General features: G+C 39.6%; 17 protein-coding genes. 2 read left to right on the plus strand and 15 right to left on the minus strand.

What is annotated here, in order from left to right; translation table 11 throughout:
• Window positions 1-32: 32 nt before the first annotated feature.
• From P150_RS15595 to glf, 15 genes are all read right to left on the minus strand, one after another.
• Entirely contained in the window at window positions 33-953 is a 921-nt protein-coding gene (locus P150_RS15595) for a glycosyltransferase (RefSeq protein ID WP_051617394.1), read from the minus strand.
• Entirely contained in the window at window positions 953-2386 is a 1434-nt protein-coding gene (locus P150_RS0100930; protein WP_028896080.1) for a lipopolysaccharide biosynthesis protein, read from the minus strand. The genes P150_RS15595 and P150_RS0100930 overlap by 1 nt, the downstream gene beginning before the upstream one ends.
• Before the next feature lie 11 nt (window positions 2387-2397).
• Window positions 2398-4263 carry a hypothetical protein gene (locus P150_RS15600; RefSeq protein WP_036931961.1) on the minus strand — a complete coding sequence of 622 codons (1866 nt, stop codon included), beginning with the start codon at window positions 4261-4263 and terminating at the stop codon, window positions 2398-2400.
• Window positions 4253-5329, minus strand: a complete 1077-nt coding sequence (locus P150_RS0100940; RefSeq protein ID WP_028896081.1) for an NAD/NADP-dependent octopine/nopaline dehydrogenase family protein — start codon at window positions 5327-5329, stop codon at window positions 4253-4255. Before P150_RS0100940 ends, P150_RS15600 begins: the two co-directional genes overlap by 11 nt.
• On the minus strand, window positions 5326-6540 hold the full coding sequence (locus P150_RS0100945) for an acetyl-CoA carboxylase biotin carboxylase subunit family protein (protein ID WP_036932005.1): 1215 nt from the start codon (window positions 6538-6540) through the stop codon (window positions 5326-5328). Before P150_RS0100945 ends, P150_RS0100940 begins: the two co-directional genes overlap by 4 nt.
• 1 nt (window position 6541) lies before the next feature.
• Window positions 6542-7657, minus strand: coding sequence for a DegT/DnrJ/EryC1/StrS aminotransferase family protein (locus P150_RS0100950; protein WP_028896083.1), 1116 nt, complete (start codon window positions 7655-7657; stop codon window positions 6542-6544).
• 9 nt (window positions 7658-7666) lie between these two features.
• Window positions 7667-8749 carry an acyltransferase family protein gene (locus tag P150_RS0100955; protein ID WP_081819249.1) on the minus strand — a complete coding sequence of 361 codons (1083 nt, stop codon included), beginning with the start codon at window positions 8747-8749 and terminating at the stop codon, window positions 7667-7669.
• A gap of 51 nt (window positions 8750-8800) precedes the next feature.
• Window positions 8801-9472 (minus strand): CTP--phosphocholine cytidylyltransferase, encoded by a 672-nt coding sequence (locus P150_RS0100960; RefSeq protein ID WP_028896085.1) that lies wholly within the window; start codon window positions 9470-9472, stop codon window positions 8801-8803.
• A complete protein-coding gene (locus P150_RS15605; RefSeq protein ID WP_051617396.1) occupies window positions 9469-10443 on the minus strand; it encodes a DMT family transporter in 975 nt (324 codons plus the stop codon). Before P150_RS15605 ends, P150_RS0100960 begins: the two co-directional genes overlap by 4 nt.
• Window positions 10427-12022, minus strand: a complete 1596-nt coding sequence (locus tag P150_RS15610) for a phosphotransferase (RefSeq protein WP_036931965.1) — start codon at window positions 12020-12022, stop codon at window positions 10427-10429. The genes P150_RS15605 and P150_RS15610 overlap by 17 nt, the downstream gene beginning before the upstream one ends.
• Entirely contained in the window at window positions 12023-12658 is a 636-nt protein-coding gene (locus tag P150_RS0100975) for a hypothetical protein (RefSeq protein WP_155952885.1), read from the minus strand.
• A 290-nt stretch (window positions 12659-12948) separates the two neighbouring features.
• Window positions 12949-14160, minus strand: coding sequence for a GDP-L-fucose synthase (locus P150_RS0100980; protein ID WP_028896087.1), 1212 nt, complete (start codon window positions 14158-14160; stop codon window positions 12949-12951).
• A gap of 168 nt (window positions 14161-14328) precedes the next feature.
• Window positions 14329-14706 (minus strand): GxxExxY protein, encoded by a 378-nt coding sequence (locus P150_RS0100990; RefSeq protein ID WP_028896088.1) that lies wholly within the window; start codon window positions 14704-14706, stop codon window positions 14329-14331.
• A 114-nt stretch (window positions 14707-14820) separates the two neighbouring features.
• Window positions 14821-15918 (minus strand): GDP-mannose 4,6-dehydratase, encoded by a 1098-nt coding sequence (gene gmd, locus P150_RS15615; protein WP_051617400.1) that lies wholly within the window; start codon window positions 15916-15918, stop codon window positions 14821-14823.
• Window positions 15918-17045, minus strand: a complete 1128-nt coding sequence (gene glf, locus P150_RS0101000) for a UDP-galactopyranose mutase (RefSeq protein ID WP_028896089.1) — start codon at window positions 17043-17045, stop codon at window positions 15918-15920. The genes gmd and glf overlap by 1 nt, the downstream gene beginning before the upstream one ends.
• 1263 nt (window positions 17046-18308) lie before the next feature.
• On the opposite strand from glf, the gene mtgA reads away from it, so the two are divergent.
• Window positions 18309-18998, plus strand: a complete 690-nt coding sequence (mtgA, locus tag P150_RS0101005; protein ID WP_028896090.1) for a monofunctional biosynthetic peptidoglycan transglycosylase — start codon at window positions 18309-18311, stop codon at window positions 18996-18998.
• 68 nt (window positions 18999-19066) lie between these two features.
• On the plus strand, window positions 19067-21571 hold the full coding sequence (locus P150_RS0101010) for an ATP-dependent helicase (RefSeq protein WP_028896091.1): 2505 nt from the start codon (window positions 19067-19069) through the stop codon (window positions 21569-21571).
• The last annotated feature ends 48 nt before the right edge of the window (window positions 21572-21619 follow it).

A 21619-nucleotide genomic window follows, 5' to 3' on the forward strand; every position in this document is an offset into this window, starting at 1 on the left:
AGTATATTATTACTAATAGAAATAGTTGCGTCTTAATGGCTAAATGGTTTCTTGATAATGTGTTTTATAGCATCAGCTACACATTGAGGATTGTAATATAGAGCACGGAAGAGATCTCTCCAGAATATTAAAGTGTAAATTTTGTCTACAATGTGAGCCTTTTCAAGAAAACTGATGCCTATTTGCTGGTTAGTACTTTTTTTGCTTAATATAGGGAAATTTTCTTTTATGAATTCTAAATGCTTGGGATACCGTATGATTTTGTTTAGCCTATATTTTTCATTCTGCGTTGCACCTCCTTGATTGATTCTATAAACGGACATCGTATCGCTAAGTCCGTAAATCTTTCCATATGTAGCGCATCGCAAATGCATCACAATATCTCCATAAAGCATCTTTTCGGAATTTTTGAGTTTCATAGATAAAACTTCCTTACGGAACACAACCGAATTTGTGGCAATTATCCAATTTGCGAATATTTCATCGGCAGTATAAGTTCTTTCTTCAATATTTTCGCAATTTATACTCGGCTTATTCTTGGTTTCGTTCTCTATCTTAGTGCTGTGGAAACACATAGAATACTCTTCGTTCTTTTCCAAGAAGTCTATTTGTTTCTGTAATTTGTAAGGGTCTGTCCAATAGTCATCCCCCTCACACCATGCAATATATTTAGATTCACTTTTAATGAGTGCTTCATTTATTATTCTATCTAAACTCCCATCATATCTAGAATGCATGTTCTCATCTTCAAATATGGGTTTTATTATATCAGGATATTTGTTTGCATATTCACGGATAATCTCAGCAGACTTATCTGTGGACGCATCATCATGTACAATGGCTATAAATTTGAAGTTAGTTCTTTGGATTACAAATCCATCTAGGCATTGTCTTAAATATCTCTCATGGTTGTATGCCAAACATTTTATAGTAACTAAGCTTTTTTGTTCCATTATTTCCTCTTTATTATATTAATTACTTCTTTGAGTTCTTCTTTTGTCCAGAATCTACTCATAAATAAATATATAAAAATACCTGTGATTATTGAAAAAAATAATTTTGAAAGTTCTGTGCTAAATAAAAATGTAATCGCAAAACTAAGAAATCCCGTTATAAATGAAATTAATAGTATGGGAGTTAAGTCTTTCATTTGTTTTAAATAGCCTATCTTTATTAATTTCCCCGTATAGTAAGTGTTTATGAATAATGCTATGAATGATGTGAAAACTAATCCAAAACACATAGCCTTTACTCCTAGCGGAACAGTAATAATCATTACGAGTATACCTATTATTTTTTTTATCACTTCTAACCTCAAAAATAAATCGGACCGTCCTTTTACTTGCAGAAGGTTTAAATTTATTGCATGTATTGGATACCACATCATATCAAAACATAGTATCTGCATATATGGTACACAAGAATCCCATTTCGATGTAATCACAACCCTAATTAGAGGTGATGCAGATGCTGCTAAGAGCATCATAAGTGGAAAAACGATAAATGCTGATAGCTTTAATAGCTTTCTATAACTATTTGCTAACAACTCATCATCATTTTGAATTATTGATAAAACAGGAAAAGATACTCTTTGTAAAATTCCTGTGATATTTGATGAAGGTAAACCAACCCACCCTTGGGCTCTTGAAAAGTGTCCTAGCTGAGAAGGAGAATAGAATTTTCCAATTATTATTGGATAAACGTTTACATATATTGTTCCAATCAAGCCTGACGCCAACATCTTTGAGCCATATCCAAAAAGATTATGAAATGCTTCTTTGGAAAATCCTGTTATAGGATACCAGCCTGACATAATCCACATAAGAGCCATTCTAAATATTGCATAAATTAATCCTTGCCATATTAATGCCCATACTCCATAGCCCCAGTAAGCTATTATAATTCCACTTATTCCTGAAGCAATTGTACTTATAATTGATATTTTAGCCTGAGATTTAAAGTCAACCTTAATAGTAAATTGTGCTTGCTGAACTATACATAATGAATTTATTATAATAGTGAGACCAGAAACTTTAATAATTGGATCTAAAATAGGTTGATTATAAAATTTAGCAATTATTGGCGATGTAAAATAAAGTATGCAATAACAAAGAATTCCTATTATTATATTAAAATAAAAGCATGTTGAGAAATCTTCTTCTGTTCTTTCATTTTTTCTGACTAATGCCCCACTAAACCCACTATCAACAAATGTCTGAGCAATAGCAAAAAAGATAATGGTCATAGCAACAATACCATAATCATTTGGCGAAAGAAGTCTGGCGAGGAAAATAGAAAAGATAAATTGAATTCCTTGACTTGAGAAACGGTCTATGCTACTCCAAAGTAAACCTTGAGTTGTTTTTTGCTTTAGATTTTTAGCCATTATATGATTACTTATAAATTCATATTTTGTAGAATTTGATTATATCTTTTTTCTGTAGAAATAATGTTACCATTTTCATCAACTACATTTATTCCTCCATTTTTTAGGCTTGTTTTCCATAGGGTTGCTTTAGGAAATTTATTTTCATAATCCATTAGGTAGGGAACGGCTAAGAATCCCTCTTCAAAAACTTTAAAGAATCCCTCTGGGGAGTATAGATTTGGAATATTTTCTTCAAGTAATTTTATTGCTGCTCGAACTTCATACATTAGTTTATCGTATCTCTCTTTTACGTCTAAGTCATATTTCATATTGGGGATTATTCCTAATTGTCTAGCTATACGGTATTGGTGTAGGGCATTTAGAGTAATCTTGATGCTGTCTATGACAATAGGTGGTGTTGCAAGTCTGACAGCTTCACTGTAGTTTACAACATGTATTATCTCGGGGCTATTATCATTTTCAGGCTCTAAATCATCCATCATACATGTAACAGCCGCCAGTTGAATTTTTGCTTCTTCTAAATCTGGTATAAAATAGTCTAAGCCAGCTCTTGTTTGCAAGCTAACTTTGAAGTTATTGTCTTCCAACTCTCTTACTAATTTGATTAGAACTCTACCTTTTGCCAGATCTTGCACACCCCATGTATATTTAGGTGTATTAAGCATATTTTGGAGTATGAGGTATTTAACGCCAAGTTTCTTTATTGCTTTGGCGGCTAAAAAGCCAGATACAATATAACTAACATCGTCAGCACCACGAAATGCAAAATGATGTGGTACGTTTGGTTCTACGGGCTTTCCGGTAGTAGCTATGTATTTTATAGCTTCAAAATGCTCTTTTAAATTCTCAAGTAGTGAATTTTCTCCTCTTCCGTCTAGTTCATTGAACCACCAGAAAGATAGTGCATGCCAGGATATATTCAAAGTACGCTCATGCATTTTTGCCAGACTGGGTACATTTTTTGTCCCAGAGTAAGTGCGAACTAACATTGGAGAAGCATTTTCTTGAATAATGCGATATTCAATTTCTGAATTTACAGGTACACCTCCTCCGTTAGGTTTATCTTCCCAATCTTCTCCAAAATTGGATTGTGTTAATTGAGAACTTCCGATAGATAATACGTCTAATAATCTTGAGCTTGCAAATTCCTTGCACCACGAATTGTATTCTTTTAATGCTTCTATTCTATTTGAGTTGTATGGACCTGAATGAGTTCTTATTATTGGCAAGGAATGTTTTTTTCTAGCATAATTTAATCGTGCTATGAATGAATCGTTTTTAGTTCCACATTCTTTATAGCCATAATGATCTTGTGGATATTCTAGCTTCCATCTTTCGGACTCAATGAGTTTCTTTGCAAAATCATATCTCATTTTATCGTATTCGTTATCATCTTTGAGAGATGAGGGTAGCAAATCCATCGGAACATGATATCTTTTTAATGAATCTATTGGTGTTTCATTGCCTGAAAAAAAAATGATGGAATCTCCAATTTTATTTCTGATTAGTTGACATGTATCTGGTAAGCCCGCAAATGAAATTTCTAAAATTGGACCGCCAGAAATTGCTAACATTTTATCACTGACAAATCGCATATAAAGATTCAGGAAATAGTCACATCCATCTTGAGGATCCATTCGATAGCTAAAGCCAATTCTATTTATATTATTATCGTTAATCCACTTTTTTACTAAACTATAATTATTTAATTTCGCAATGTCCTCAACAGCTTCATTCACGTCGTCTTTAGCTATTACAACTGAATATCCACAGTCACGTAGTAGATTTGATATGGTATATATTCCCATTGAGTGTATGTCTATTTTAGGTTTTATAAACCCAAAAACATCATTTGAGAGAAGTTTAGTTGCCATTTGTTATATAGTTTAGGATTTCATTTTTACTCATACCATCTAAACCTAATTTTTTTAAGGTTCTTCCGTTTATATTAAAATCTATCTCCAGAAGGTTTTCAATAATTGTTACCATAGATTCTAAGAGTGGTGTTGATACATTTGCAACTTTCCCCAATTCTAATATTGGTAAAACTCCAGTTGGTATATCTTCTGTTAATTGTCTAGTAAATATATTGCCAGGACCTTTTATATCATAGTAGGCTGGATTATTTTTCATTCGCTCCCTAAGCGTCTTCCCTGACACATTATTATATGCCACTTTAATCCATTCGTTAACACTTATCAAATTGATTCCATAAGCTTTTCCTATTTCTATTCGTTCTCTGTCGAATTTCTCTATAAATGCAGCAACTTTATCTGTCATGTCTCTATAAAACCAAAATTCATCTTGGCGTTCAATAGTAGCAGCATTAAAGAGGCAAACACAAGGATGAAACATAGCTCCTACGTTCTCCAATCCTGTATATAAAATATTGGGAACAGATTTGAAGCATGGATAAATAGGCTTAATTTTTTTAAGGATGTATTCTGTTTCGGAAGATGGTAGAGCGCAGAGGTAGACTTCGTCTTTTTTTCCAATGATGTTTACATACCCATCTTTGATAATCCGACATGCATATACTAGCGTTTGAGCTTCAGCTAAGTAATATTTCTTTTGACAACCATTCTTTGCTAAGGCTTGTTTAAATACTAATGCCCCACATGTGCGTCCGGGATTTAAAATTATTATTTGGTTATCTTGTAAATATGGAGCAATGTTTTCGGCAACTTCTTCATGTGCGTTTGCAATGGTTGTCACCATAATAATTTCAGCATCGTAAATGGCCTCTCTATAATTTGTTGTATACAGTTTAGGACTTCCTTTACCTTCTATACACCCAACATATTCTATTTCTTTTTTTCTTTTTAATGTTGCAATTTTTTCAGCATCTCTATCCCATACACTGACATTATGTCCGTGTGATGATAGATAGCCCGCGAAAGCTTGACCACCATTTCCTGCTCCTATAATTGCAATATTCATTTATTTAATAGATTATGAATCATCATATCATTTTCATTCTCATCAATAATCCTTAAAGAGTTGTCAGCAATTATAATTTTTTGTTCCATTTCTTCTTCTGAATTTGCAATAACCAAATACCCACAAGGACGATCGCTAGATGTGTTATGTTTATTATTTGTTGTTCCATCCTTCTGATATTGAAAAAATTCATTAATAATTCCTTTCTCAAGAAGATTTTCTTGCCCTTTAATACATCTGAAAGTACCATTTTGCGAATACACGTAATTCATTGTTGCATAACTGACATTTTTTATAGGAGTTATTGATGGTCTTTCTCCAAGAATCCTATCAACATAAGTTTGCATTATGTTAATTCCAGAAATGTATTCAATTAGTTTATACTTTGAACCTCCCCCCATTCTTGCACTAAATTCAATTATATAAAAACTATCAACAGATTGGATGCATTGAATTAATAAAGGACAATCTTTTAATTCGAAAACTGTTGCGATTTTATTTGCAATATGGGTAATCTTTTTTTCTTCTTCAGTAGTTAATGCAGGGTAATAGCTTTGAACTATTGTAAAGGAATTCGTATTTTTTATTTTCTTTGATTTAGTTGCACAAAGAAATTTTGCATTGTTTCCTTCAATGTAAAAATCAGCAGAAATTTCCTCTCCTGTTTTAAATTCTTCAACAATAACGGTTCGGGTTCTGCTTAGTTGTATGTCTTCTATTATTGCTTTTTTTAGGGCGTTGTGATCATAAACTTTTGTTACACCTTTTGAAGAGTTACAATCCACGGGTTTTACGACTAATGGAAAATCAAGATTACTGATAATATTTGGGCGGTAACAGTCTGTAATAATATATTTGGCAGTAGGAATATTACCGTTTATCATCGTATCTTTCATATAAGACTTGTTAGTAACATTTAATGCAGTTTTATATGAAAGATAACAAGGTAAATTTAATTCTTCTGATACTTTTGCAACAGTAAGCAATGCTTGGTCTGTACAGGCAGTACAAATCATATCTGCTTTTTCTTTAATTGCAATTTGTTTGACTTTTACGTCATCTAAGGTACTTTCTTGATAGTGTATATCCGAATATGGTTTGGCGATAGGATCTTCAAAATAGTCAATTAGTATTATTCTGTGCCTCCTTTTCTTAAGTTCATTGATTAGTGCTATTTGGTCAGCTCCTCCTGCTAAAACTATTATATTCATCTTATCTTTTATAATCAATAATGTTTATGATTTTAAGAATATCTTGTTCTGAAAGTAAATGGTGCATAGGCAAGCAAATAACGCTGTTTGCCATCTTGTGGGCTTGGATGAGGTTTTCTGGATTTGAACTTTCTAATCCGCGGTAAGTTGAGAAGTCACTGATTAGAGGATAAAAATATTTGCGTCCCAATATGTTTTGGACTCTCATCTTGGCATACAGTTCATCTCGGCTCATTCCGTATTTTTCTGCATCTATGAATATCGGGAAATAGGAGTAATTGTGTCTTACCCCCGGCATATCATCCCAAAATGAAATTCCATCAACATTTCGAAGAGCTTCACGATATGCAATTGCAACTTTCTGTCGTGCTGCAATTGCTGCGTCTACTTGTTTAAGATTCAAGAGGCCATAGGCAGAACGTATTTCATCCATTTTACTGTTTATGCCCGGCCCTACAACCTCAACTTCATTGGCAAATCCGAAGTTCTTCAGGTAGTCTATGCGCTTTTTAGTTTTCTCATCTTGCATAACCATTGCACCGCCCTCAATGGTATTGAACACCTTTGTTGCGTGGAAACTGAGCGTAGAGATTTCCCCAGCGTTCAAGATACTTTCTCCATTTACCTCTACCCCGAAAGCGTGAGCAGCGTCATAGATCAGCTTGAGTCCATACTTGTCGGCAATTGCTTGAATAGCCTCTGTATTGCAAGGCTTGCCATACACGTGAACAGGCATAATTGCCGTAGTTTTAGGTGTTATGGCTGCTTCTATTTTATCTGGATCAATATTGCCAGTTCTTGGTTCTATATCTACAAAGACAGGTTTAATGCCATTCCACCACAGTGAATGCGTGGTAGCAACGAAACTATATGGTGTGGTAATCACTTCTCCCGTAATACGCAGTGCCTGAAGAGCCGTAAGCAATGGCAACGTTCCATTCGTGAACAGACTCACATAAGGCACTTTTAAGTACTCCGCCAACGCTTTTTCAAGCTGTTGGTGAAATGAACCATTATTAGTAATCCATTTACTGTTCCATATCTCCTTTAACAACTCGTGAAAATCATCGAGATTTGGAAGTAATGGTAATGTTACTGTGATAAGTTTGTTATCCATATTAATCAATTATATCTTTCCTTTTATTTGATCTATCAGTTTCATTGCAGTATCAACCATAGGCTTTTCAATGATTCTGATGCGAAGATAGTCTATTAGCGTACAGCAGAAGTATATTGTCAGTACTGCAAGAATCACGTGATAGTAAGCATACTCCGTGTGAAAGAACCTAACATTTTGGAGAGTGTCTCTCCAAAGCCATTGTCTCATAGCATCGGAATTGGCGTGTATCAACAGTACTCCAAAAGAGCTTGCCGCTATCGTGTTTATTAGTTTGCTATGTTTTATATTCAGATTCTTGAAAAACATAAATGTACAGACTGCAACAGACACAGCAAGAACCTTGTTTGAGTCTGCAACAAAGTAATATGCCATATCTGCCATAAAAGGTTTATTAAGCCACTGAGATGCAAACAAAATAGAAATCATACTTGCGCATGCAATGAGTATAGTAGCTAAACTGCAATATCCCCAGAATCTAATATCGGTTCCTTTGTATATTGGATACAGGCGGATATAAGATGCAATAAAATAAAGCACACAGAACCATGTTATATAATTGAACGTGACTCCGTAAAAATATGAGCTTCCAATAATGGTGTATATACCCGCAGATAATGCTAAGAGTAAAAGATGAAGTTTCTGACTCAGATTTTGAATTAGGATATTTAAAAAGGGTATGAACAAGAAGAACAGTAAAAAACAACTTGTAAAGCCATCTTTAACGTTGTGGATAGGAGAGCATATTTCTATCAGTGTAGAAAGGGATAGAGAGGTATAGCCTGCCACGATAAAGATAATTCCAAATAGAACAGAATATAGTTCTACTTCTAACAGTAGTTTGAGAAATTTCTGAAGAGTTATCTTAGACTTGCACATAAAATATCCTGTAATCAAAACAAAGCAGTTGATACCCGTTTTTCCCCACATTCCAATCGTCATAAAAACAATGCTTTTAACAGTTGTTGGCTCTTTAATGGCTTCTTGTAATAATCCTGAGTTTACTACGTAATGATGAGCCACGATGAGTAGCATTGTTATTATTCTGTAAAGTTCTATATTAGAGGATCTTACGAGTTTTTCGGGGGGCATATTATTTATGAATCTGAATAGTTCTCCTGTAAGGACTATTATGTCTTTATCCTACTCTAAAGATTTCTCTAATTCTTCAAGCTCGGCAACGGTATCTATTTCGTAAATATCTTCAACGCCTTTTACGCAGATATCTAATGTCGGGTATATATTGAGTACGGCATTATCCCAGAACAAGTCTTTGAAATCTTCCTCTGTTACCAATCTTTCAATTTCGGAAGTGATTTTTTTTGCATCGTTTGCTGTCCAATAGGAAATACCTGACATTATATAGCCTGAGCCTGAACCTATAACGACTTCTTTAAGTTTATTACCATTTAAAACCAACTTCCATTCATTCTTATAGTTGTCTTTGTGCTTCGAGAAATATGTAGAAGTGGTAATGGAGGCAGGGAAACAGTTGCTGTTCATAAAGACATCACCCTCTATGACAAAGGAATCCGAGAAAAGATGCCTTACAAGGTATAATGAATAGATGTTATTGAAAACATCGTATTTATCATTGTGTATGATTTTAACATTATACTTTTCCTTGAGATAATCCAATTTTTCTGCTTTATATCCCGAAACCAATGTGATGTCGGTAACAGAGGATTCGTGAAGGAACTGAATCTGCCGTTCTATAAATGGAGTGCCTGATACAGGCACTAAACATTTGGGAATATCGTTGGTTAGCGGGCGAAGACGTGTACCCATGCCTGCTGCTAAAATTATTGCATTCATTCTGCTTTACGTTTAACGAGTGTGGCAACCGTCACTCCCGATATGATGAGTATTGAACCAATCACTATATTGAGAGTGAGTTCAGACTGAAGAAAAATAAAAGTGAAAACTACTGCCCAAAAAGAATAAGTTACATTGAAACACAATGCTTTTGCTGCACCTATGCTATTGATAGATGTGTACCACATTAAAAATGAACTTACACCGACAAATGCTGCGGCTACTATCAACAAGATGGCAGTATTGTCGGATATAACGGCAGACACTCCTTGGAATCCAGCCTGAAAGGCACCTGACATAATCGGAACAATGAGTACAATATATGCCAAAGCAGAGGTTAATTCTCTGATAAGCAATGCCATCTGTGGACTTATCTTGTCATTTTTCATACCATATCCACACACAACGGCCTCCGTTGCCCATCCTATTGCTGCAATGAGCGAGAGCATAATTCCATTTGAAATGTTTATCTGAGAATTGTCATTTGGCAAATATCCCACCAAAATTATACCAAAAATACAGATAAGCAATCCTATCCATCCCTGCATCTGTATTCTTTCTTTCAAAATAAAGACTGCCATTGCTGAGCCCAGCAATGGATAGATTGCCGTTACGGTTGCTGTCAGAGCAGGACCTCCTTCTCCAATAGCCATCATATAAAAGCTCATTGCCAATGGGCCTCCGAAAACTGCACCTAAAATACAGAACCAAGCATCCTTGATTTTAAAGGCAGGTATAAGGTTTTTCAGTTCTCCTTTAAAGCCCATAAAAAGTAGCATCCACAGTGCAGCAAAAAAGTCGTGGAGCATACTGCATACGAATGCCCCTGCAAGCAGTAAGACTGGGTCGTTGACAAAAGGACTGCAGGCCATAGCTGTTCCAATGAGAACCGTGTCAAGTCCCCAAGTCATTCCAGAGCCTATTCCCGTGATATAGCCTAATCTCTGCGTTTTCTTATTTTCCAATTTCATTGTTCAATTGTTTTAAAAGGTGCAAAGCCCGGTTATATCTGTCTATGCCATAGGTGCCGAAATCATCGCCTTTTGCTTCCTTAATTACTGTCCAAAGTGCCCATAAAACATCCATCAGAATCTGATAAATCAAAATCTTTCTTTCTGTATGTTCGGGAATTTTATCATTATAGTAATAACTCAATAGTAAGTGTTTATTGTCATCTGTAAATTCAGATTCAAGGAACAAGGCTGCCAAATCCCACAGTGGATCATTCATTCCCGAATATTCCCAATCTATCAGATAGATTTCTCCAGAAGATGATTTAATAAAATTCTCAGCAACGGAATCATTGTGGCACGGAGTGATGGTTATGCCGTATTCATTTAGCAGATTTTCCAAATCAAGAATCTCTGTCCTAACGGCATCGTACCCATCATACATCTTAGCATCTGCTTCTCTCAACAGTCTTTCGTATTTCTCTATTTCGTGAAAAACATTAAAATCGTTATTGAACCTAACGTTGGAAAGATGCAATCTTCTATAAATATCGGCTATCTTGGCAATGTTATCATTCCTCTGTATTGTTGCTCTGTTTAAAGTTTCTGCCTCAGGAACAAAATCTGCTAACTTTATACCGGTATGGCTGTCGAAATGGCGTATTGATGGGTTTATGCCAATGTTGGAAGCAAGGATAGAATTTTGTTCCTCGAAACTTCTGTTTACCATCCCATCAGAACCTAATCCGGGAACTCTCAATACATATTGCTGATGGTCAAACGTTACTTTGAAGTTCTTGTTAGACATTCCTCCGATTTGTTCTATCTTTAGGTTATCCTTAATCGTCTTATCCGGAAAAATCCTTTGGATATGAGCAACTAAATTATCATAATCAAAAGGATTGTCTTTTCGCCTGAGTTTAGGATAAATACGTTGGCTGAGTCGTTCAAAGTTTGCCTCATTATCCACATCGCCCCAAATCAGGTTAGTGAATCTTATAAACGGGCGGTCAGTAATGCCTGCGCAGTCAAGGAACATATATTCATAATTCATATATGGATTGCTGCACGCTTTCCACTTATATGCCATCTTGCTGAAGGTATATTGGCTGATTTTACAAATTCCAAGCAATTCTCCCTCTATATTGGCAAGCTGATGCCTGTCTTTTGAAATCTTCGCTATAAATCCCTCTTTAGTTTCAACAAAAGCTTCGTCTCCATTGCCTGATTCTTCCGTTACTGCCAAACAATTCTTGTATTCAGATTGACAAAGTTGTCTGATAACATTTTCCTCATAGAAAGTATCGCCTTCTACCAAGAGAAAATCCTCTTTGATATATGGCTCTGCTAAAGCCAAGGATGCCATTGAAGACGTATATCTGAAATTATTATTTTCAATAAGCGTAATCCCCTGATTGCCGTATTTTGCATACAGTTCCTTCTTGTATCCTACAACCATTATTATATTTGTGAAATCCAGTGATTTAAGAATACACAAGGTGCGGTCTATAAGGTTTATCCCGTCGGCAAACGGTCTTAAAGGATAAGGTATTTCAGAAGCCGGGTCTCTTCTTGCTATTAAGATTACTGCACTTTTCATTTATGTATGCAAATAGAGTGAAAAGGTTACAAAAGATTTTTTCTTATATGGATTATAGATATATGAAGTACTTACCGGCAATGCAAACTTACCGAACTTAATGCTCGACATATACCTCAATGCGACATTGACAATGCTGAACCGTTTACTATACTCCGTATAAAAACTCTTATTGAAAGTGGCTCCACAGCATAATGACAGCACATCATTGTTATGGAACTTATGCTGATAGCCCACTTCGCCATAAGTTGAATAGGCTTGATGGCCGTCAGCACCCTTGTCGGCTCCGAAAATATATGTCGATCCTGTTATCCATATTGGGAGTTTATTGAAGTTGTATGTTCCGTATAGTTCTACATAATGTTTGGTGCTATGACTGTCGTATTTAAAATAGGAATCTTTTTCTCCGACTCCAGAAGGATAGTAATAATCAGCAATACCGACGGACAGATTTTTATATGTATATCCTAAACTTAAATCCACTTCACTGTGAGAACCATTCAGACTGTATGTTCCTAATATGGAGGCAGAAAAACCACCTCTACTGTAATTAATCGAAGAAAATACTGTTGGTGCGGTTCCATATTCCAAACCACGCCACATATACTTCGTAGTAAGTTCAAACCCAATACTCAAAGTGTCAAGATACTTCTTGTTAGTGTTTAAGTTATTTTTATTCTCATTGGCTTGCATTGATAAAGCGAAACCTATAAATAAAAATATAAATATTCTGCGCATAATAATTTTTATTTGCTGCAAGTGATTATAAAGCAATACCAACATTGTATAATAATATTCTTTCTTATGTTGTGTATTTTTTGCGAAATATTTTTGATTTATTTAATATTGGTTTCTGTACTTACTGCTTTGAAGCGTATGGTTTATTTCAAACAATTTTCTTTAATAAAATTATGGCCAGAGGTTACTTATGCCTCCAATGACTGTTTATACCAGTCGTAAAGTTTGCTTACTCCTTGTTCCAGTTCGATGGAATGGTGCCAGTTCAGGGAGTGGAGCTTGGTTACGTCGATGAGTTTGCGGGGTGTACCGTCGGGTTTGGAATCGTCCCAGATGATATTGCCGGTAAAACCGATGGTGCTGACGATGAGTTGGGAAAGTTCCTTGATAGTGAGTTCCTTGCCTGTGCCGATGTTGATGTGGCAGTTACGGATTTCGCCGAGTGAGGGGATGGCACCGCCACGGCCGTCGCTGTTGTTGCGGTCTACTGTGCCGCTGGCAGAAGTGCCGAGATGGACGCTGGAATATTTCTCGATGCCGATGATGTCCTTGAAATCTACATTCAGGAGGATGTGTACGGAGGCATCAGCCATATCCTCGCTCCAAAGAAATTCGCGGAGAGGAGAGCCTGTGCCCCAAAGGGTAACTTTGTTGCTTTCGATGCCGTAGAATGCAAGAGCTTTCAAAATGCGTTCCTGAAAGCTGTTGCCGTCCACGTTTTCCTTGCCAATCTGTTCGCTGAGCTTAGCCACGGGATTGATAGGACGCTTATTCATATCCACCCTGATGGCATCCCAGTTGTTTTCGTGGATGAGCTTGGCCAGATATATCTTGCGCATCATTGCCGGCATTACGTGGCTGTTTTCCAAATGGAAATTGTCGTTTGGCCCATACAGGTTGGTCGGCATAACAGCGATGTAGTTTGTACCATATTGCAAGTTGTAGCTTTCGCACATTTTCAGTCCGGCAATCTTTGCGATGGCATATTCCTCGTTGCTGTATTCCAGAGGAGAGGTAAGGAGTGCGTCTTCCTTCATCGGCTGTGGCGCATCTTTGGGATAGATGCAGGTGGAACCTAAAAAGAGAAGTTTCTTTACCTTATGTTTGTAAGCACTTGAGAATACGTTGCACTGCATCTGCATATTCTGCATTATGAAGTCGGCACGGTAGAGGCTGTTTGCCATAATGCCACCGACGAATGCTGCGGCAAGGACTACTGCATCGGGCTTTTCGGTAGCAAAGAAATCTTCAACTGCTTGTTGGTTCGTGAGGTCAAGCTCAGAGTGAGTGCGACCAATCAGGTTGGTATAGCCACGGGCTTCGAGGTTCTTCCATATCGCAGAACCTACGAGGCCACGGTGGCCGGCGATGTATATCTTGGAATTTTTATTTAATGTCATTTTCTTCTTGCAGATTATGGAATAATATTCTTGCAGATGTTAATATGTGGTTCTCGCAGATTTCGGAGATTCCGCTGATGCTTCTCGGAGATAAGAGTAAGGATATTCTCGCAGATTTCGCTGATAACGCAGATATTCTGTTCTGTTGTTTTTGTGTATGCAATAATTTTACAAGTGATTGACAACTCGATGAATGTTCTGACGAATGTTGTCGGTATTGAAATTTACGAGTATTCCTAATTTTTTGTTACTTAGGCGAAGATAGGTCAGAAGTTGTTTGAAGAAAACGTTCTGCATTTCGCTGACAGATTTTAGTTCGATAATTACCTTATTTTCTACTATTATATCTGCTCTTAAATCGTTCCCAAACGACTGACCATCATATATTATAGGAATTGAAATCTGACTTTCTGCTTTTAGTCCTCTTTTCTTGAGTTCATAAAGAAGAACTTTCTCGTAAACATTCTCAAGTAGCCCCGGACCTAAAGAATTGTAAACGTTGTATATGGCACCAATGACTTCGTATGATATATCATTTTCTGTCATACTTCTTAGTGATTGGTATTTTTTTTGCAGATTGCATAGATTTATACTGAAGTGTTCTTTGGTAAACATTTACAATTTAATATCTGCGCCATCTGCGAAATCTGCGAGAGATTTCTACTTTACTATCCCTTTCTCGAGATATTCTGCGAGATTCACGTGGACACGGGAGGCGGCATCGTCGCCGGCAACTTTCTTCATATCGCTGTCTACCATAATCTTTACCAATTCCTCGAATGAGGTCTTGGTGGGATTCCAACCTAATTTGGCCTTGGCCTTGGTAGGGTCGCCCCACAGGTCTACAACATCCGTTGGGCGGAAGAAGTCGGGAGACACTTCAACGAGGACTTTGCCAGTAGCCTTGTCGATACCCTTTTCGTTCACGCCTTCGCCTTCCCACTGCAATTCAATGCCTACATATTGGAAAGCAAGTTGCGTAAATTCACGGACGGTGTGCTGTTCTCCGGTAGCGATAACGAAGTCTTCCGGTTTCTCGTTCTGCAAAATGAGCCACATACATTCCACGTAGTCCTTTGCATATCCCCAGTCGCGGCGAGAATCGAGATTGCCCAGATACAGCTTTTCCTGCTTGTTCTGCTTGATTCGTGCGGCAGCCAGCGTAATCTTGCGCGTTACGAATGTTTCGCCGCGGCGTTCGCTCTCGTGATTGAACAGGATGCCGTTGCAGGCAAACATATTGTAGGCGTCGCGATATTCCTTCATTATCCAGAAACCATAGAGCTTTGCCACGGCATAGGGGCTGTATGGGTGGAAAGGCGTGTTCTCGTTCTGCGGCACTTCCTCCACCTTGCCGTAGAGTTCGGAAGTGGAAGCCTGATAGACACGGCACGTTTCCGTGAGTCCACAGGCTCTTACTGCCTCCAAAATGCGGAGCACGCCGACAGCATCAACGTCTGCCGTGTATTCGGGAGCATCGAAACTTACCTGCACGTGGCTCTGGGCAGCGAGGTTATATATCTCGTCGGGACGGAGCTGACCTACCAAACTTACGATACACATCGAATCGCTGAGGTCGCCATAGTGCAGATGGAACTGAGGATTGCCCTCCAAATGCGCAATGCGCTCGCGATAGTCTACGGACGAACGACGGATGATGCCGTGAACATCGTAGCCCTTTTCGATAAGAAACTCTGCAAGATAGCTGCCGTCTTGCCCCGTAATGCCAGTGATTAATGCTATTTTTCGATTTTCCATTATAGATTCATTTTCAGCACCTTGTCTACGATAGGTGCCATATCGTAGTATTTGTATTCAGCCAGACGCCCTCCGAAGACCACATTCTTTTCCTCGTCTGCGAGTCGTTTGTACTGAAGATACAGATTATTGTTTTTCTCGTCGTTCACAGGATAATACGGTTCCATACCCTCCTGCCATTCCGTGGAGTATTCCTTGCTGATGATGGTCTTGGATATTTTCTCCACTTCCTGTCCGAACATTTCAAAATGCTTGTGCTCAATCACACGTGTGTAAGGCGTTTCCCTATCCGTGTAATTGACAACGGCATTTCCCTGATAATTGCTTGTGTTGATAACTTCTTCTTCAAAGCGAACCGTGCGGTACTCCAGTTTGCCGAACTGATAGTTGTAAAACTCGTCAATCTTGCCCGTGAAGATAATTTTGTCGGCAATGCCTGTCCAGTGCTCTCTGTTGTCGAAGAAGTTCGTTTCGGTCTTGGTGTCCGTTCCTTTGAGCAAGGCTGCAATCAGTTTGTTGTAGCCACCCTTTGGAATGCCTTGATAGGTGTCGTTGAAATAGTTGTTGTCGAACACCATTCTTACCGGCAGTCGCTTGATGATGAACGCCGGCAGGTCGGTGCATTTGCGTCCCCACTGCTTCTCGGTATAGCCCTTGATGAGCTTTTCGTATATGTCTTTTCCAATCAGCGTTAAAGCCTGTTCCTCCAGATTTCGAGGCTCGGCTATTCCCTCGGCATTCATTCTCGCAAGAGCTTCGGCACGCTGTTCTTCAATCTTGGCTCTGGCATCTTCGGGCGTAACTGTTCCCCACATCTGATAGAACGTATTCATATTGAAGGGGAGATTGTAGAGCTGACCTTTATAATTGGCAATGGGAGAGTTGGTGTACCGGTTGAACTCCACGAGTGAATTTACGAAGTCCCAAACAGTCTTGCTCGATGTATGAAAAATGTGCGCACCATAGGTGTGTACATTGATTCCCTCTTTGCATTCGCAATACAGATTGCCGCCGAGCTGTGGACGCTGGTCTATGACCAGACAACTCTTGCCTTGCTTTCGGGCTTTGTAGGCGCACATTGCGCCGAAAAGTCCGGCTCCGACTATAAGGTAATCGTATTGTTTCATTACTGGAATCAGCGAAAAAGTATCGGATTCATTCGAGCAGATATTTGTGCTGAAGCGTATGTTTCGTTCAGAACCTATCCTAAAAAAGAAGAAGATTTGATATCTTGTTCTTGTTTCTCAATCGCTTTGCCTTTGAAGATGAATTGCTCCGTTCGTATCAGGTTTGCGTCAGGAATACAGAATCCTCTCCTCTTTATATGGAATAAAAAGGACAGTAGCTACCTGTATCCAACAGCAACCTCCACATTTAGGCACAATGCCCGCAGAGCAATTTGAGTCAGATTTTTTGTATTATTTGAGGACAAAGGTAGTCATAATTATTCATAAATGCAAAAAATATTAACGATAATATGGGTTGTGCCGAATAAATGTTCCAATTTTGTGAATAGAATTAAGAAAAAAGAAGATTTTGAGATTTTTCTTTCTGTCTCTGTGATAGGCTCCCAATACTCGGGATAAGCTCGAATCCATCGGCTGAAAACTGTAAGAATGGGTAAAAAAACGGAATAGTAAATTGCGGGAATGGGACAAGGTGGGATGGGAAAGGGAAGAATGAGAATGGTACGACAGGATAAAGATTTATCCGTCTGGCGTGCTCTTCTTTCAATTTTGCTTATTCTGAATTTTATTTACAATATGGTCTGTATAATTTCGATATTCTGAAAGAGATATTTTTTGTTTTCAAATATGCGAATTTTGAGCGAAATTGTAAGTGGTTGACTGTTAGGTGTTTATGTTTTTGAGCGTTTTTTTGTCTGAATTTTCTGTTTAATAAGAGGATAAATAGGACTATATAATTCGTTGATAGAACATAATTTATTATTCGTTTTATGCAGTATTACATTATGTTCTTGCGAAGAATGGAAAACAATCTTCGCAAGAATGAAAACTGAATGTGCGATAATTGCGAGACGACACTCGCAAATCCATCTTCAGAGTGTCGAAAAATGGGCTTTGTTTCTCTAAAATGAGAATTTAGAATAGCCGTTTTTAAGTAATTAATATTTACAATACATCTTGCGAATAGTCTCTCGCAGATTTCGCAAATCCCGCTGATCTATTCTTTGGATTGGTATAAATAAATTTGCGTAATCTGCGCTATCTGCGAGAAATAAACTCATACGGATTTCGCAAATCCCGCAGATTTATGTTTGAGACAAGGATAAACATTCGCATAATCTGTGGCATCAGCGAGAAAATAATCTCACACGAATTTCGCAGATAGTGCAGATTTTTAGTAACTTTGCAATCATTATGGTCAAGATAGTAAAGAAAATATTCAAAATAGTGAGGTGGACAATGGCATTGCTGTTTGTCTCAAGCATTCTTGCCGTTGTCGTCTATCGTTTCATACCCGTTTATTTCACGCCCCTGATGATATCAAGATGCTTTGAGCAGATAGAGAAAGGGGAGGACATAAAGCTGTATCACGACTGGATTTCGCTGGAGGAAATGCCGCCCTCGATGCCTCTTGCCGTGATGGCGAGCGAAGATCAGCGATTCCTCATTCATCACGGTTTCGACTATGATGCCATCCAGCAGGCGGCGCGTGCCCATCTGGAGGACGGAAAGAAGCTGCGAGGAGGTTCCACTATCTCGCAGCAGACGGCCAAGAACGTTTTTCTCTGGCAGGGAAGGTCGTGGGTGCGAAAAGGACTTGAGGCCTATTTCACGTTCCTCATCGAACTGATGTGGAGCAAGCAGCGCATAATGGAGGTTTATCTCAATTCCATCGAAATGGGTGATGGCATCTATGGCATTCAGGCGTGTGCCGAAGAACACTTCGGACTGGATGCAAAGAATCTTTCCCGACTGGACTGTGCGCTCATTGCAGCGACGCTGCCGAATCCAAGGAAATATTCATCCAAATATCCTGACGACTATATGCGCAGGCGTGTGCGCTGGATTGACAGGCAGATGAGGCCGATGAAGCCGTTCCCTGCCGAGCATTAGGTATGCGCCGAACACGCTTTGAGAGGAGATGACCACAGAAAATTGCGAGAAAGAAAAGCATTGAACGAATGAAAATGGAAGATAGAAGCCAAGAGCTATTGGCTGAACTGAACGAGCGTCAGCGCGAGGCTGTTGAGTATTGCGACGGAGCTTCACTGGTGATTGCCGGTGCAGGTTCGGGCAAGACACGTGTGCTGACCTATAAGATAGCCTACTTGATAGAACAGGGGTTGGAACCCTATCGGATACTTGCCCTTACGTTTACCAACAAGGCTGCAAGGGAAATGAAGGAACGTATCGGAAAACTGGTGGACAGTCAGAAAGCCAATCAGCTTTATATGGGTACTTTCCATTCGGTTTTCTCAAGAATATTGCGTGCCGAGGCCGATAAGATAGGCTATAATTCAAACTTTACGATATACGATGAAAGCGATTCGCGCTCATTGCTGAAGAGCATCATCAAGGGAATGGGACTGGACGAGAAGAAATACAAGCCCAGTTCTGTGCATTCCTATATATCAATGGCGAAGAACCATCTGATAACTGCTGCCCTATATGCCAACGACAGGGCGGCACGGGAGCGCGATAGGAATATGAAGATGGAGGCTGTGAGCCAGATATATACGGCTTACGATGCAAGATGCCGCCAAGCCAACGCAATGGACTTCGACGACTTGCTGCTGAATACCTTCCAGTTGTTCAGCGAGCACGAGGAAGTGAGAAGCAAATATGCTGAGAGATTCCAGTATGTACTCGTAGACGAGTATCAGGACACGAACTTTGCACAGGTGTCCATCGTGGGGCAGTTGGCGGCAAAGCACCAGAGGGTCTGTGTCGTCGGCGACGATTTTCAGAGCATTTACTCATTTCGTGGTGCGAATATCGACAATATTCTCGATTTTCAGCAGAAGTTCGCCAATGCAAGAACGTTCAAGTTGGAGCGGAACTATCGTTCCACGCAGAATATCGTGCGGGCTGCCAACTCGCTGATGAAGCACAATGCCCGTCAGATTCCGAAGGACGTGTATTCCGAAGAGGGAGTGGGGCAGAAGATTTCCTACAAACCGTGTTACAGCGATAAGGAAGAGGCGATGGTTGTAGTGAAGGAGATACAGCGGCTGAAGCGTGCCGAGGGATGCGGCTACGATGGTTTTGCCATCTTGTACCGAACAAACTCGCAGAGCAGGAGCTTCGAGGACGAGCTGCGCAAGAATGCTGTGCCGTATAAGATATATGGTGGCTTGTCGTTCTATCAGCGAAAAGAAATCAAGGATATCATCGCCTATTTCCGATTAGTGGCGAATCCAAATGACGAGGAGGCTTTCAAGCGTATCATCAATTACCCCGCGCGGGGAATCGGTGCGACGACAGTGTTGAAAATAATAGAATGTGCGCAGACGAACGGGGTTAGCTTGTGGGATGTGCTAACAGCCCCCGACCGTTACGGACTGGATGTAAATAAGGGAACGATGGCGAAACTGAGTTCTTTTGCATCGCTCATCGTAGGTTTTATTCAGCGTCTGGCAGTTACGGATGCCTACGAATTGGGAAAGGAAATCATACAGATGAGCGGCATCGCACAGGATTTGATGTCGGGAACGGAGCCTGATGATTTGTCGCGCCGTGAGAATCTCGAAGAGTTTCTTGCCGGTATGCAGTCTTTTGTCGAAGGAAACCGGGAAGAGGGCAGGGGCGATGAGGTTTATCTGACCGACTTTCTTCAGGAAGTGGCACTCTATTCCGATCAGGATAAGGAAGAAGACGACCGTCCGAAGGTAACGCTGATGACCATTCACGCTGCCAAGGGACTGGAATTTCCCATCGTTTTCGTGGTCGGTCTGGAGGAAAACATCTTCCCCAGTCCTATGTCGGCAGATTCAAAACGGGGAATTGAGGAGGAGCGAAGGCTGCTCTATGTGGCGATTACGCGTGCCGAGCGGCATTGCATCATAACGAATGCCAAGAACCGTTATCGTTTCGGTTCGATGCAGTTTGATAATCCGAGCCGATTCCTCAACGATATAGACCCAAGATTCATTGAAACGGAGGGGCTCGTGGGTGGCTCTACCGATAGAATGCCGTGGGACAGAGGCAGTTCTTCCGACAACTTCCGCGATTATGAGCCGAATAAGCCCTATACGGGCAGCAGGTCGTGGGGTCAGGATTACGGCAGGTTGGGTGGAAGATGGCAGAATTCCAATCCTGTTGCAAGTCAGTTCCGTGCCGATCCTAAGCCTAAGATAACCGAAAGGAAGGCTCCAGAGCGTGCCGTAGACCCTCTGTCGGAGCGCACAAAACAGAGATTGATGAGCGAAGGGGGCAACTTCAGGCGTCTTTCCTCGGCGATGACGAATGGAGGACGCACGATGGATGCGCCGTCGCAGGACTTGTTTTCCTCTGCTTCGGGTGGGAATGGACTGTCGGAAGGTGCAACCATTGAGCATCAACGGTTCGGCATCGGCAAGGTGCTGAAGCTCGAAGGAGTGGGCGAGAATGCGAAGGCAACGGTGGAATTTGTGAATGCGGGCACGAAACAGTTGCTGCTAAAGTTTGCAAAATACAAGGTGTTGTAAGAAAGATAAGAGACTCTCTAAGGAAGATTTAAGATTCTCTAAGAAAAA

The sequence above is a fragment of the Prevotella sp. HUN102 genome (assembly GCF_000688375.1).
GTDB lineage: Bacteria > Bacteroidota > Bacteroidia > Bacteroidales > Bacteroidaceae > Prevotella.

What these genes read in the sequence shown, in the direction of transcription:
- P150_RS15595 (WP_051617394.1), bottom strand. Translation starts at nt 953, where the DNA reads ATGGAACAAAAAAGCTTAGTTACTATAAAATGTTTGGCATACAACCAT.
- P150_RS0100930 (WP_028896080.1), bottom strand. Translation starts at nt 2,386, where the DNA reads ATGGCTAAAAATCTAAAGCAAAAAACAACTCAAGGTTTACTTTGGAGT.
- P150_RS15600 (WP_036931961.1), bottom strand. Translation starts at nt 4,263, where the DNA reads ATGGCAACTAAACTTCTCTCAAATGATGTTTTTGGGTTTATAAAACCT.
- P150_RS0100940 (WP_028896081.1), bottom strand. Translation starts at nt 5,329, where the DNA reads ATGAATATTGCAATTATAGGAGCAGGAAATGGTGGTCAAGCTTTCGCG.
- P150_RS0100945 (WP_036932005.1), bottom strand. Translation starts at nt 6,540, where the DNA reads ATGAATATAATAGTTTTAGCAGGAGGAGCTGACCAAATAGCACTAATC.
- P150_RS0100950 (WP_028896083.1), bottom strand. Translation starts at nt 7,657, where the DNA reads ATGGATAACAAACTTATCACAGTAACATTACCATTACTTCCAAATCTC.
- P150_RS0100955 (WP_081819249.1), bottom strand. Translation starts at nt 8,749, where the DNA reads ATGCCCCCCGAAAAACTCGTAAGATCCTCTAATATAGAACTTTACAGA.
- P150_RS0100960 (WP_028896085.1), bottom strand. Translation starts at nt 9,472, where the DNA reads ATGAATGCAATAATTTTAGCAGCAGGCATGGGTACACGTCTTCGCCCG.
- P150_RS15605 (WP_051617396.1), bottom strand. Translation starts at nt 10,443, where the DNA reads ATGAAATTGGAAAATAAGAAAACGCAGAGATTAGGCTATATCACGGGA.
- P150_RS15610 (WP_036931965.1), bottom strand. Translation starts at nt 12,022, where the DNA reads ATGAAAAGTGCAGTAATCTTAATAGCAAGAAGAGACCCGGCTTCTGAA.
- P150_RS0100980 (WP_028896087.1), bottom strand. Translation starts at nt 14,160, where the DNA reads ATGACATTAAATAAAAATTCCAAGATATACATCGCCGGCCACCGTGGC.
- P150_RS0100990 (WP_028896088.1), bottom strand. Translation starts at nt 14,706, where the DNA reads ATGACAGAAAATGATATATCATACGAAGTCATTGGTGCCATATACAAC.
- gmd (WP_051617400.1), bottom strand. Translation starts at nt 15,918, where the DNA reads ATGGAAAATCGAAAAATAGCATTAATCACTGGCATTACGGGGCAAGAC.
- glf (WP_028896089.1), bottom strand. Translation starts at nt 17,045, where the DNA reads ATGAAACAATACGATTACCTTATAGTCGGAGCCGGACTTTTCGGCGCA.
- P150_RS0101010 (WP_028896091.1), top strand. Translation starts at nt 19,067, where the DNA reads ATGAAAATGGAAGATAGAAGCCAAGAGCTATTGGCTGAACTGAACGAG.